Source organism: Microcoleus sp. LAD1_D3, from assembly GCF_036702135.1.
Taxonomy (GTDB): domain Bacteria; phylum Cyanobacteriota; class Cyanobacteriia; order Cyanobacteriales; family Microcoleaceae; genus Microcoleus.
In genome coordinates this window covers 1-13,440 of the sequence record NZ_JAUBSB010000036.1, presented here as the reverse complement: position 1 = coordinate 13,440, position 13,440 = coordinate 1, and the positions used below count along the sequence as shown (strand labels likewise).

General features: G+C 45.5%; 14 protein-coding genes. 7 read left to right on the top strand and 7 right to left on the bottom strand.

What is annotated here, in order from left to right; translation table 11 throughout:
* Window positions 1-61: 61 nt before the first annotated feature.
* The 7 genes from QUA74_RS19420 to QUA74_RS19390 form a co-directional block, all read right to left on the bottom strand.
* Window positions 62-1,663, bottom strand: coding sequence for a hypothetical protein (locus QUA74_RS19420; RefSeq protein ID WP_333332427.1), 1,602 nt, complete (start codon window positions 1,661-1,663; stop codon window positions 62-64).
* A 41-nt stretch (window positions 1,664-1,704) separates the two neighbouring features.
* The gene (locus tag QUA74_RS19415; protein ID WP_333332424.1) at window positions 1,705-2,388 is read right to left on the bottom strand and encodes a DUF3226 domain-containing protein; all 684 of its coding nucleotides are present in this window, start codon (window positions 2,386-2,388) and stop codon (window positions 1,705-1,707) included.
* Entirely contained in the window at window positions 2,388-3,506 is a 1,119-nt protein-coding gene (locus QUA74_RS19410; protein WP_333332421.1) for an ATP-binding protein, read from the bottom strand. The genes QUA74_RS19415 and QUA74_RS19410 overlap by 1 nt, the downstream gene beginning before the upstream one ends.
* Before the next feature lie 45 nt (window positions 3,507-3,551).
* A complete protein-coding gene (gene cobN, locus QUA74_RS19405) occupies window positions 3,552-7,373 on the bottom strand; it encodes a cobaltochelatase subunit CobN (protein WP_333332418.1) in 3,822 nt (1,273 codons plus the stop codon).
* 189 nt (window positions 7,374-7,562) lie between these two features.
* Window positions 7,563-8,423: an EamA family transporter gene (locus QUA74_RS19400; RefSeq protein WP_333332415.1), complete on the bottom strand. Its 861-nt coding sequence runs from the start codon at window positions 8,421-8,423 to the stop codon at window positions 7,563-7,565.
* On the bottom strand, window positions 8,420-9,157 hold the full coding sequence (locus QUA74_RS19395) for an ABC transporter ATP-binding protein (protein WP_333332412.1): 738 nt from the start codon (window positions 9,155-9,157) through the stop codon (window positions 8,420-8,422). Before QUA74_RS19395 ends, QUA74_RS19400 begins: the two co-directional genes overlap by 4 nt.
* A 170-nt stretch (window positions 9,158-9,327) precedes the next feature.
* Entirely contained in the window at window positions 9,328-10,140 is an 813-nt protein-coding gene (locus tag QUA74_RS19390; RefSeq protein ID WP_333332410.1) for an ABC transporter ATP-binding protein, read from the bottom strand.
* Between the two features lie 52 nt (window positions 10,141-10,192).
* Here QUA74_RS19390 and QUA74_RS19385 point away from each other — a divergent pair, with 52 nt between their 5' ends.
* The 7 genes from QUA74_RS19385 to QUA74_RS19360 all read left to right on the top strand — a co-directional run bounded on the left by QUA74_RS19385 (window position 10,193) and on the right by QUA74_RS19360 (window position 13,383).
* On the top strand, window positions 10,193-10,492 hold the full coding sequence (locus tag QUA74_RS19385; protein WP_333332408.1) for a DUF4258 domain-containing protein: 300 nt from the start codon (window positions 10,193-10,195) through the stop codon (window positions 10,490-10,492).
* Between the two features lie 4 nt (window positions 10,493-10,496).
* Window positions 10,497-10,793 carry a type II toxin-antitoxin system MqsA family antitoxin gene (locus tag QUA74_RS19380; RefSeq protein ID WP_333332405.1) on the top strand — a complete coding sequence of 99 codons (297 nt, stop codon included), beginning with the start codon at window positions 10,497-10,499 and terminating at the stop codon, window positions 10,791-10,793.
* Window positions 10,794-10,935: 142 nt separating this feature from the next.
* Window positions 10,936-11,802, top strand: a complete 867-nt coding sequence (locus QUA74_RS19375; RefSeq protein WP_333332402.1) for a HEAT repeat domain-containing protein — start codon at window positions 10,936-10,938, stop codon at window positions 11,800-11,802.
* A 6-nt stretch (window positions 11,803-11,808) separates the two neighbouring features.
* On the top strand, window positions 11,809-11,901 hold the full coding sequence (locus tag QUA74_RS19370) for a HEAT repeat domain-containing protein (protein WP_445302161.1): 93 nt from the start codon (window positions 11,809-11,811) through the stop codon (window positions 11,899-11,901).
* Between the two features lie 6 nt (window positions 11,902-11,907).
* A complete protein-coding gene (locus tag QUA74_RS19365) occupies window positions 11,908-12,486 on the top strand; it encodes a HEAT repeat domain-containing protein (RefSeq protein WP_445302160.1) in 579 nt (192 codons plus the stop codon).
* Between the two features lie 362 nt (window positions 12,487-12,848).
* Window positions 12,849-12,971 (top strand): hypothetical protein, encoded by a 123-nt coding sequence (locus QUA74_RS29910; RefSeq protein WP_445302159.1) that lies wholly within the window; start codon window positions 12,849-12,851, stop codon window positions 12,969-12,971.
* A gap of 22 nt (window positions 12,972-12,993) precedes the next feature.
* A complete protein-coding gene (locus QUA74_RS19360; protein WP_445302158.1) occupies window positions 12,994-13,383 on the top strand; it encodes a Uma2 family endonuclease in 390 nt (129 codons plus the stop codon).
* Window positions 13,384-13,440: the final 57 nt, after the last annotated feature.

Here is a 13,440-nt window from a genome sequence, read left to right as displayed (position 1 = left end):
TGGGAGATGTCTATCTGTCATTCCCAATTCTTTAATCGAAAATCGAAAATCGAAAATGGTATTATCCCTCGCTGCGGCTGGATTTGGGCCGTGGCCAGATAATGCTGGAATCGGCCGCGAGTAGGCTAGAAACTGCGCTCGCCCCAAAGCGGTTGAGGTGGCTGGGGTCAACAAAATAGTCATTGCGGCCCGGCCACCGCTGCGACAAGTCGCGGAAAGCGAAGCCTTTTTGCCGCGAGAGTTGCTGCATTCGCTGCCGAAACTGCTGTTCTGCCCGCAGGCGAGTCCCGTCTAAGTAGTCGTTGGTGAGGGGCAAATTGACGAAAATTAGGGGAATTTTGCGAGCTTTGGTAAATGCTACAACTGAATTAAAGGCTGTTGCTTGTTTGCCTCCGAGGTTGAAGTTTTCGTAGTCCCGATCGTACTGGCCTGAAACGTAGGCGCGTTCTCGATAATAAGTGTTGGGGTTGTACTTGCCCGACATAGCCATGAATCCGTTTGAGTCGATCGAATCTGCCAATTGGTTGACTTGCCTCATTGCTACTGTTGTCCGTCGCGAGACTGGAATCAATTGTGCTTTTTGATTTGCTGCATCCGCTGCGATTGGTTTTAACTCATATCTGGCAGCATTCTCAGCAACGGGCAAGATGCCCGTTCCACTAGAGATGAATTCAATTGTGGGGAGTAGGGGTTGGGCATCTTGCCCGCCCCTTAAAGGTCGATCGACAGAGGTAAATGCTCTGCGGAAAGTTTTGTTAGCGCAGGGCTGCGGGAATCTGTAACACAGCGGAATCACATTCGGTTCATCCGACGGCAGTTCGGGGCGAAGGCCTAGGGCTAAAAGTTGGCTGCCTTCAGAATCGACGATCGAATTAAAAGTGCGATCGTCCCGGCCGCTGTTAAATCCCCGCACACCGTCTGCCCAGATAATCATTTGAGGCAAATGACCGGGCTTCAAAAGCCGCCGTAGTTGAAAGTCAACTACTTGTGCAGTGGCGCCGTTGACTGAAAAGTTAAATATTTTTAAGCCCGGACGACCCCTTTGGGTCAAAGATTGTTTTAGCTGTTTGGGATCGACGCCCTGCAATGCGCGGGAACTGCCGACAATCAAAACATCTGGTGGCCCGACGGCAGCAACGTAGGATAGGTAAAGTTCGAGTTGTTCGTTTAGCAAATCGCTGCTGAAGCTGACTGTACTGGCTTGCGATCTGGTTGCGCTCGCTTGCTGCTGGGAATAAACCAGGTTTCTCATGTACTCGATTACTTTTTTCTCAGCAAACGCCCGTCTGGGACTGCCGGGGGGAACCGCTTGCATCCAAGCGACGGCCTGCACCCACAGGGCGGCTACTTCGTCCCAGTCTTGTTTTGAATTGGCTGATTGAGCCAAATTAGAAGCTTGGGTAGCAAAGTTAACCGACTCCGTGAAGCCATCGTTTTGGGGGCATGAAGCAACGCTGAGGGATTTTTTGGATTTGTTGGGGTTTTGAGCTAACAGAGACGTTGGGGGCTGGGCTAGGACGGCAGATTCGATCGAACCCGATGGCGCTGCGGTGTTGGGCGCCTTCGTTGACGAACATCCCAAAGTTACGGCTAGCAAGGCGGTTGCGGCGCAGGTACGTTTGAGGATGCTGGTGCTGATGCTAGCAATGTAGCGGCGAATCATAAAGCTTTCAGCGATCGCGAAACATTACTAGATATTACTAATTATTCGGCGGATCGAGCAATTAGCTCAAACAGATGTTTTAACCATTCAATAAAAATTAAGGCGATCGGGCAATCGCAGCTAAGCACCTGCGCTGTTATTGCTTGTCCCATCGGCATTGCAGGCGTTTTCTGCCATGCCAGCCAAGTGTGGATTAGTGCTTTGGGATGATGAATTAAAGTGTAGCGGTTAAGTCCGGCTTGTTCGAGCTCTTGTAAAATTGCTTCGGCTTTCGGATGCAGGGTGTCGCCAGGGGGGATGAGATAGGCGACAAAATCTTCTAACATTCCAGGAAGTTGATTGTTTGGCATCAACCAAACTCCGACGCGAGGCAAGTATGGATCTGAAGGTGTGCAAACCCAGCCTTCGGGAGGGGGAGATTGCGGGATGTCTCGATAGCCGATCGAACTCAGTTTATCTTTAAGAGATTGCCACCGCCCACTTAAATTGCGATCGGCATCAACCACAATTCCCAAGGTGCGTAAATTCTCTGCTTTCAATCTTTCTGGCAAGCCATTTAGCAGCGCTTCAACTCCTTCTGTACCTTCTTCTTGCGGTACTTCGACGGAAAATGTTTCTGGCAGTTGATATTGCTGGCACAAAGCCCAGATTACGTGTCGGTCATTCTTACCTTCTACCAATAACTGTTGAGGTTTTGATTGAGGAGGTTTTCGTGCTTTTGGCATCAGCGCACCTCGATACTTTGGCGCACTGCAACGGACAATTCATCGGGAGTGTATTCAACTGCACGAATATCCTCGCCGCGCCGGCTCAAGCGAAATAATTTGCCAACTGAACTATCTTCTGACTGTTCTAAGGCTTCTTGAAATGCGGCTATGCAGTCCCAACTGTGGGTAGTTGCAAAGACTTGAACGTTCAATCGCTGTGCTGTTTCAAATATCAATCGCCACATATCAGTTTGGGTTTGATAGTAAAGACCTGTATCAATTTCATCAACCAACAAAAACCCATTCTCTGATGAGACGGCTACCATTGCTATACTAAGAATTCGTTGCATACCCTCTCCCATACTGCCTAGAGGAATTGGGTGATTGTGTCCTCTAATTTTAATCAAAATACCACTGTTATTAGTGGGATTACTGGTAAAACTAATACGTTCTACATCTGGTTCTAAGATTTGCAGTGCTGCTACTACGCTTTCTTCTTTTGGTGTCAGTGTTATAGCATCCCAAAGCCCAGCCATTTTTTTAAAAGTTATTGCCGTAGTTTTGATTAAATTATAATTATCTTGGTTGGCTCCAACAAGCGACAAAGAGTTATCATTTATCTCTGTTGACTGAACAGAAAGTAAACTACTAATATTAGCAATAGTCGCATCGCGCAGCAGTGAAATTTTGACTTGGGAATTTTGATTGTAGTAAGCAATTAATTCCCATGCTAAAAAGCTTGTTTCTAGTTCTTCAGCTACCGGAATTACCACTTGTTGGTTTGTAGGAGTTGCTTGGATTTTGAGTGAGAGTTGTTCTTCTTTCTGGGATTGAATATAAATACTTCGATCTGGGGTTAGTTGATGTCCGTAAAAAATATGTTCAAATTGATACTTGCTCCGGTTTACTGCTTGGCCCGATGCAAGTTGAGTTTTTATGTTGCTCATTTCACCACGGCCATTTAGTACATCAAACAAAGCTTGAATACTCTGTTGTTGGACTAATAAATAAATGGCTTCCAAAAAAGTAGTTTTACCGCTATTGTTCTGACCAACTATCAGATTAACCCTAGCTAGCTCGTCGATATGAAAATCTTTAAAACAGCGATAATTTTGGATGGTGAGATCGCGCAACATGGATTCCTCGCATATTAACTAAATTCTATCATTTCTCCGTTTAGACTAGAAACCAGTATGGGATTCGATGACTGCTTCGGCTTGCAGGGCGATCGACCTCAATTTATCCAATGTATCCTGGTTCGCACTCTCCCACAACCCCCGCTGACGAGCTTCTAGCAATCTTTCCGCCATATCTCGCAGTGCCCAAGGATTGTTTTCTTGAATAAATGCCTGCACTTTCTCATCAAAAATGTAAGCCTCTGCGATTCCTTCATACATAAAATCCTCTACACAATTTGCCGTAGCATCGTAAGCAAACAAAAAATCTACAGTTGCTGCAATTTCAAACGCGCCTTTATAACCGTGTCGCATTGCACCTTCTATCCATTTGGGATTCACAGCCCTGCTGCGATAAACCCGCGCAATTTCTTCTCGCAGTTGCCGCACTTTCGGATTCTCAGGAATTGAATTATCTCCGAAATAGGTTTCAGGGTTTTTGCCTTGCAAATTGCGGATTGCAGCCGTCATTCCGCCTTGAAATTGATAATAATCGTCGGAGTCGAGGATGTCGTGTTCGCGGTTGTCTTGGTTTTGCAAAACTATTTGCATTTGACCGAGGCGTTTTTCAAATGCTTCGGGTGCAGAACATCCCCATTCACTCTGTTTAACTCCTGCTACATCTCCCGGCAAATTTGAGGAACTAGAGGAGGTATAGGCGTAACTGCTCCAATTAATGTAAGCTTTTGCTAAATCGCTGTCGTCTGTCCAGTTTTGAGCTTCAATTATGCCTTGAAGTCCTGCGCCGTAAGCACCTGGTTTTGAGCCAAAGACTCGAAATTGCGATCGCCCTTGCGCCTCTTCCTGACTCAAACCTGTAGATTCCCAATACAAAATCTCTTCCTTAACTTGTGCCGCTAAAGGGTTGTTTTCTGCCGATTCGTCTAAATCTGCCACAGCTTTTACCGCACTGTCAAACAAATCAATTAAATTAAAAAAAGCATCGCGGAAAAAGCCAGAAATTCGCAAAGTAACATCAACGCGCGGCCGCCCCAAAACAGAAACTGGCAAGATTTCAAAATCTACAACCCGGCGCGAAGGGCCATCCCAAACTGGTTGAACTCCTATCAACGCCAAGGCTTCGGCTATGTCGTCTCCCCCCGTCCGCATGGTGGATGTTCCCCACACTGACAAACCCAAAGTTTTCGGATATTCGCCGTTTTCTTGGGTGTATCTTTCGATTAAAGTTTCAGCAGCAACTCTGCCAACTCTCCAGGCGGTTTCTGTGGGAATGGCACGGATATCTACTGAGTAAAAATTGCGACCGGTGGGCAATACATCTGGTCGGCCGCGAGTGGGCGCGCCGGATGCGCCGCTTGGTATGTGCCGCCCATCTAGTCCGCGCAAAAGGTTGGTAATTTCTTGGTTTGTCTGGAGGAGTGATGGTAAAAGATAGTTATTTATCCAGTCTAATTCTTGTTTAGTTGCTTCTCCTATTTGAGAATTTGTGACCGCAGATGAACGCGGATCAACGCGGATGTTTTCGATTAAGTTATCTACTAATTCAGCGGCTTTTTCTTCGAGTTCTGCTGTTAAATCGCCTGCTGTGCGGTGCTGAATTATCGACGTTGGATCGCAGGTTAAGGGGTCGAAATCGTAGCCTGAGTCTTCTGCTAGGGCGCGGGTTAGGCCCGATCGCCCGTTGCTGGGATGGCGGGCGATCGCAATTATCAAATCTCTCAACTGTCTACCTTCGGGACACTGACCGAAAATGTGCAATCCGTCGCGGATTTGGGATTCTTTGAGTTCGCAAAGATAGCCGTCTGTGCGGGTGATAAATTCTGTAAATTCCGATTTATTTAGTTGTATTCCTAAGTCTTTATCTAAGTTTTCTTTGTTGGTGAGGGCGAGAATGCGATCGCGAATCATCGGCAATCTGGACGGATCTAAACTTTGGGCTTCGCAATACTCATCAATTAAGGTTTCCAACTGCTGCAAAGGCCCGTAGAGTTCGGCGCGAGTCATCGGCGGTGTCAGGTGGTCGATAATCACAGCTTGCGATCGTCTTTTTGCTTGGGAACCTTCCCCCGGATCGTTGACAATGAAGGGATAAAAATTCGGCATCGCGCCTAATGCTACTTCTGGATAACATTTGTTAGACAAGGCTATACTTTTACCGGGAAGCCATTCTAAATTGCCGTGTTTTCCGGCATGAATTATAGCATCAATTCCCCACTTTTCTCGTAGCCAATAATAGTAAGCTAGATAATTGTGAGTTGGTTCTAAGTCGGGGGCATGATAGTTCAAACTAGGGTCAATTTCATATCCCCGCGATGGTTGAATTCCCACAAATACATTCCCAAACTGAATTCCCGGAATCGGAAAAGACGTATTGTTACTTATAAAATCTTGTGCATAGCTTCCCGGAAGCCCCCATCTTTTACAAATCCCCTCCTGTACTTCCGGTGGCAAACTAGCAAAATATTCTTCATATTGTGCCAAATCCAAAGATTGATTAACAGGCCGCAATTCGCGTCCTTCCGGGTCATTGGTTACGCCAGAAGTTAACAGTTCAATTAACTCGTTGCCGCTAGCGGGGATGTTTTCAATTTGATAGCCGGCTTGCTGCATAGCTTTGAGGATTTCGACACAGCTAGCGGGTGTATCTAAGCCGACGCCGTTGGCTAAGCGGGCGTTGCGAGTGGGGTAATTTGCCAGAATTATGGCGATGCGTCTGTTGGCGGCTGGGGTTTGTTTCATCTTCACCCAATTCGCGGTTAAATCTGCTACAAATTGAATGCGATCGCCCGCTGCTACATAGCCTACTACATCTGTTTCTAATTCGCTGTTCCAAGTCTGTACGGCTTTAAAAGAAACCGCCCTAGTAATGATTTTTCCGTCTACTTCTGGCAATGCTACATTCATCGCCACATCGCGGGGCGAAAGTCCCTGAAGTTCGGTTTCCCACTGTTCCAAACCCCCACCGCTGAAGATTGCTTGCAATACGGGAACGTCTAAGGATTTTAAGCTGTTTTGTTCCGGTTCTTGACTGCTGAAACCGGAGACTGCAAAACTTGTGGTGTTGAGCAATAATTGAATTTGTTCTGATTCTTTGGGCGGGAAATATTCCAGCAATTCTATTTGCAAATCAGGTTCCCGCAGAGAAGACACAAAGACGGGAACGGGTACTAAGTTTCGCTCTGCTAGAGCTTGACAAAGTGCATCAACTGGTGCTAAGTTTCCTGATAAGTAATGAGCACGATAAAATAAAATTCCGACTTTAGATGTAGAAGTAATGTCCCCGTGTACGCAAGTTAGAGACGATTCAGTTTGCTTTTTCCAATCGTAAATTCCGACGCGGGAAACTGTTTGAGGTAGCGGCGGCTTGTAAGCAGTTTTCAGGCAAGTATCGGCGGCAAACTTGAGTGCGTTAACAAAGTTTTGGACTCCACCTTCTGTGAAGTAACGCCACAGTTTATTGACTGCTGATAGCGATACATTGGAATGGCTGATTAAATCGGGGTCGGGACTGTCTTCTCCCGGCATTACAATCAGTGCTGCGTTAGTTTTCTGCACAGTTTCCCGCAGAATCTCTAACCCGTAAGACCAATAAGAACGCCCTCCTAACAGCCTTAAGATTATCACCTCTGCGCGTTCTAAAACTTCCTCGGCATAAGTATCAATTGTTAGTTGTTGCTGCAACTGAAGCAGGTTTACTGCGCGCACTTTTGGAAATTTTGCCGGCATTTTGGATGCGGCGGCTGCGAGAGTTTGAATGTCGGTGTCAGCAGCACTAATAAATACTATTGGTGCTGGGGTTTGCTGAATAAAAATTACTCCTTCTGCTTGAGGGTTCCAACCTCCGGGTGTGGCGGCTATTTTGTGCATTAATTTTTTTTATTTTAATAAATAGTGAGAGAAAGTGCGATCGCCTTGAGTATAACATGACTTATACATCAATAGAGGCTAGGGCGTGTTTCCCACCCGGACATTCCCGCCCAACCGAGAGGGCGGGCACGGGGGCACCGCCCCTACATTCGGGGGGAGAATGAGCGTCAAAGTCCCGGAAATCTCAACCTATAAACTGATAAATAAAACTCCCAAAATCATGATTCCGGCCCCTAATAATCTTTGTTGAATATCTTTTTCCTTAAAAATGAAATGACCGAACAATACACCCATTAACACGCTAGTACGCTTAATCGCGATCACTTGCACTACCAAAGTTAATGTCAAAGCTTGCATTTGAAAAATCAGTCCAATAGCATTGATAAACCCCATAGCAGCTAGCATTGGTAATTCTTTGAGAATTTGTCGCCCTGGATTTGGGGTTTTGTGCAATAAAACTGGCAGTAGCAAAACACTCATTGTACCAAACAAAGAGAATATCCAAAAAATAGGGTAGGAATTTGTAACTCCTATTTTGTCAAAATTTGCGGCAATACTCCATAGTAATGCGACGATTAACATCAATTTTGGCCCGGGTTCATCCAGCAGTGCTTTGAATGGGGCTAAATATCCTTTAGATTTCTCTTTGATATTTAATAAATAAGAGCCTGCTACGATTAGTAAAATACCAATATAATCAAAAAATTTGGGATATTCACCAACAATTAACGGTGAAGTTACCAACATGAATAATGGTGTCAAAGCTACCAGCGGTAGTGTCAGGGATAAATCTGATAGTTTGATGGCTTTGATGTAGAGGAGGGCTGTGACAGCGTTGATGCTACCTCCGATTAGTAGGGCGAGCCAAAATTGAGAGTTTAATGCCGGAATTCCTGTATAAATTACCCAGGGAATCAAACAGATGACTGAAAAAAATGAGAAAGACCAAGCGACGACATATTCGTCACTTTTTTTGAGGTTTTGTTTGCCAAAAACGTCTTTGACGGCTTCAAAGAAAGCGGTCAAGATTCCTAAAATTAACCAAGTCAACCTAAATATGCGCTCCTGACTCGCTCGTCGTTTAGCAAATCCGCTCCAATACCTGTGAGGGTAATATTACCAGCTTCTAGTACGTAACCCCGATCGGCAATTTGCAGTGCTAAACTGGCGTTTTGCTCGACTAAGAGGATTGTAACGCCTGTGGAGCGCAGATTTTGAATAATTGCAAAAATTTCTTTGACGATCGCAGGTGCTAAACCTAAACTAGGCTCGTCTAATAATAGCAGCTTCGGGCGGCTCATCAGAGCACGGGCGATCGCCAGCATTTGCTGTTCCCCGCCGCTGAGGGTTCCTGCTAGCTGGCGGCGCCTTTCTGCTAGGCGCGGAAATATTTCAAATTGGTGTTCTAAATCGGCTTTTACGCCCGCTGAGTCCGATCGAATATAGGCCCCCAATTCTAAGTTAGTCAACACCGTTTGCTGCGCCAAAACCCGCCGCCCTTCTGGACTGTGGGCGATTCCCAATTTCACAACTTCGTGAGCTTGGCGGCGGCTAATATCGCGCCCGCTATAAATAATTTGTCCTTGTCGCAAATTAACTATTTTAGAAATAGCTCTCAAGGTGGTACTTTTGCCCGCACCGTTGGCACCGATGAGACTGACAACCTCCCCCGCATTAATCGTGAGATTAATATTTTGTATGGCTTGAATTCCGCCATAATTTACAGAAACATTTTTGAGTTCTAAGAGGATATTTTGGGTGGTTTTTGGTGGACTCTGTTGCATTTTCTGTGACTTGATTTTTGATGACAAAATTGTCTCTTTTCCAGCAGTCCGCCAGGGGTTGAAACCCCTGGAGCATAGCTGAAGTCCTCTTAAGAGGACTGGAAGATTCATTTAAGGCTAACTATTAATTTTACTCGTTCCCCGCCAGAGCAGGGAAACATTTACAATTTCTACGTTTCATCTCCCAAATAAGCCTCAATCACCGCTGGGTTATTCCTCACAACAGCAGGTTCTCCCAAAGCAATAAGCTGACCGAAATGCAAGACGGCAATTCGATCGCACAATCCCATAACTAGCGGTACATGATGCTCGATCAATATTACAGTTAAATTGAATTGTTGGCGCACTTCGCGGATAAATTCGCTTAATTTGTGCTTTTCATTGGGATTCATGCCCGCCGCAGGTTCATCTAACAAGAGTATTTGCGGTTCTAAGGCTAAAGCGCGGGCAATTTCTAAGCGCCTCTGGTCGCCGTAGGGCAAGTTTTTGGCTTGTTCGCCCGCGCGATCGCCCAATCCGACTAAATCCAACAATTCTAAGGCTTTTCGCTGGGTTTTGCGTTCCATTGCGTTAGATGCTGGCAAGCCGAAAATCCCCGCCAGCACCGATAACACGGGATTGCCCGATCGACTGTGGATGTGTCGGGCGATCGCCACATTTTCCAAAGCCGAAAGTTCTCCAAACAACCGAATATTTTGAAATGTTCTGGCTATACCTTTATTAGCAATTTGATAAGGTCGCAGTTTAGAAATATTTTCGTTTTGATAAATTAGAGTGCCACTCGATGCAGGTATCAGTCCAGTCATGAGATTAAATAGAGTTGTCTTGCCCGCGCCGTTAGGGCCAATCAATCCAAAAATTTCGTGTTTTTCAACTGTAAAAGATACGTTGTTTACAGCAATTAAACCACCAAAGCGGCGAGTTAATCCTTTGGCTGCTAAAACAGGATTGCTGCTTGAGAGGGTAAGGGGTTCGGAAATCATAAAGAAATGATAAAATAGTGATTATCTAATTATGCCTTAGACTTAAGTATAAATGAAAGTAGAGGAAATTCAAGCAAGAGTTCGCCAAAATCTGTATGTTTACACAGCTCATGGAGATATCGAGCGTCAGGCTGATGGGTTAACCTTTACTCAGGTTGAGAAAGCTTTACTCAACGGAGAGATCCTTGAGCAATATCCTAACACTGGTCGAGGTGAAAGTTGTCTAATATTAGGTTATGCCGATGAAAGTCCTATTCATATAGTCTGTGGTTGGCGCGGTGAAAGAGTAGCAATTATAACTGTATATATTCCCAGTCCCCCCAATTTTATTAACCCTAGAACTAGAGGATAGACCCATGCGAGAAATCCGATGCAATACCTGCGGTAGCAACCGCTATGAGGAACGTAGAATCGATTACCTTTACAGTCATAAAGGTAAATACTTGCTAGTTCCTAACACGCCTGTAGAGATTTGTCTTGAGTGTGGCCTGATTTATTATGATGCAGCAGTTCTTAAAGAAATTGAGCGCCGTTTCTTTGCTATTCACCAGCAGAAGGAAATGCCGATTCCTAGATTGAAAACCCCAGCAAGAGTTCCACGTAAAGAATTGTCTGTTAAGGGAAGACCCAGAATCTTCTTAAAGTCCCCCTAGAAAAGCAGTATTTAGGGCGATCGATTTCACCACAGACAAGCACAAATTTAGATCGCCCGGAGTCCTGAAACAGTTTGATGAGAATGTATACACAATTATTCAAATGGCTGAGATGGCTCATCAAACACAAGGATTCTGGCCCATGACGAAGCACTACCGACAAAGATTAGTTGCCGTAATTTCCCTCTCGTTTCTATCTTTCACATCGCCTTTGCTGTTGACTCGCAATGCTGTGGCTGGAATTGCGGACGAACCCACAGCTAATCCCAAAGAGATTCCCTCCCTCACCGAGAAGTTAAAGAGTAACAATGAAACGGAACTTGATGCAGCTATTAAGCAGTTACGAAAAATAGGTGAACCAGCCATCCCTGATTTGATGGAAGCTTTGCAGGCTCAGAATTTGTCAGTCCGCCAGGGTGCTGCTGAGGTTCTAAGACAAATTGGTTTTCCTGCTATTCCTGCCTTTGTCAAAACCTTGAAAGACTCAGATGTGTCGGTTGGTGCAGAAGCTAAAACTACACTGCCGCAGCTAATTCTCTTGCTGAAAGACTCCGATGCAGAGGTGCGTAGCCGTGCAGACTATGCTTTGGGAAGGATGGGTGCAGAAGCTAAAACTGCTGTGCCGCATCTAATTCTCTTGCTGAAAGACTCCGATGCAACTGTGCGTAGCCGTGCAGCCAATGCTTTGGGAAGTATGGGTGCAGAAGCTAAAACTGTTGTGCCGCAGCTAATTCTCTTGCTGAAAGACTCCGATGCAAAGGTGCGTAGCCGTGCTGACTATGCTTTGGCAAGGATGCGTGCAGAAGTTAAAACTGCACTGCCACAGCTAATTTCCCTGCTTCAAGACTCAGATGTAACTGTGCGTAGTAGTGCAGCCTCTGCTTTGGGAAGTTTCGGTGCAGAAGCTAAAACTGCACAGCCACAGCTAATTTCCCTGCTTAAAGACTCCCATGTAAATGTGCGTAGTAGTGCAGCCTCTGCTTTGAATAAAATCCGTGCAAAAGCTTAAACTGCACTGCCGCAGCTAATTGTCTTGCTGAAAGACTCCCATCCAAATGTGCGTAGTAGTGCAGCCTCTGCTTTGAATAAAATCCGTGCAGAAGCTTAAACTGCACTGCCGCAGCTAATTGTCTTGCTTGAAGACTCCGATGCAGATGTGCGTAGGGATGCAGCCTTGGCTTTGGGGAGTATCGGTGCAGAAACTGAAACTGTTGTGCCACAGCTAATTCCCTTGCTTGAAGACTCCGATTCAGGCGTGCGTAGCGATGCAGCCTTCGCTTTGGGGGATATCGGTGCAGAAGCTAAAACTGCACTGTCGCAGCTAGTTCCCCTGCTTAAAGACTCCGATTCAGGCGTGCGCGACGCTGTAGCTAAAGCTTTCGAGAAAATCGGTCTTAGCCTTCAAAAAAAAGCACATTGGCTAACTTCACTGGAGTTAGATATAGCTGTATCAAACTTAGAATCGGCCTTAAAAATTGTAGCAGAACCTGAAGCTAATTTCTCACAATCCACGATCGCAAATCTCCGCATATACATCAATGCTCTCAAAGCCGCACAAAGCAATCGCCCATTCATCCAATCAATTCCCACAAATCCCTACATCTGGGGAATTTACTTATTTTTCCTCTTCGGAACCTCTGCCACTCCCAGGCGGTGGTGGCGAAAAATCTACGAAACTTTAAAACCGAAATAGCCGACGACAGAAGTGTACCAGGGAATAAATTCAGCGATTCAACCGTCCACAAAGATGCTAAAATCCTAGCCTGGAAATCCCTGAAACCAACCTATCGCCCCGCAGTTACCAACTGTCAAAATGCGATAAGTTTTCTGGGTGAAGAAAAGGCAGAATTACGGCTCAACTATCTAGAATAAAAACTCATTATTATCCGCACAAAAGCTGTAATCCATGCCCCACTTAACTTTGCTTTAGAGCCGCTAGCGGAGTATTTAGCTGCCCTATATTGGCTAGATATCAACGGTCAAGATTAGAGTAAATGGGAATTTTTTTTGAAGGTGGCAGAGTCCCAAAATTCACCAGCGGCCATCTAAGGCTTTCTGTTAGCAGTAAAAAATTGCTATCTCGATAAAATCCCAGGTGCAAAAGATACCGAATTTCTGCCGCAAGAAATCACATCGCGCTATAATATTACAATTACCGTACCGCCTCAATCTCCTTAAGCCGTCTCGCCTGGGTAATCTTATGACGATGTACGAACCGGATTCGTCGCCTTCGCAAACAAAAGTCCTCCCTACGATGTATGATTTACCCAGTGAAGACCCGGAGGAACCCGGTTTGCCTGACGAATTCCACGACTTTCAACCCGAACTGCTGCGTCTAACCTGCCGCCCCGCCAATCATCCGCCAGAACAAATATTTATAGCGACAGACCTAAATCTCTACTACGATTCTAACCATTTCAATTGGTACAAAAGACCTGATTGGTTTGTCGTCTTGGGGGCTCCGAGATTTTATCGAGGTGACGAATTGCGCCTCAGCTACGTGATGTGGCAAGAAAATGTCAGTCCTCTGGTAGTAGTAGAAGTGCTGTCACCGGGAACTGAAGATGAGGGGGAGCATCCCGCTTTTTAACTAAGCATACCTACCCATTTTAATCTCATTATTTAAATATGCACATCTGAGTCTTAA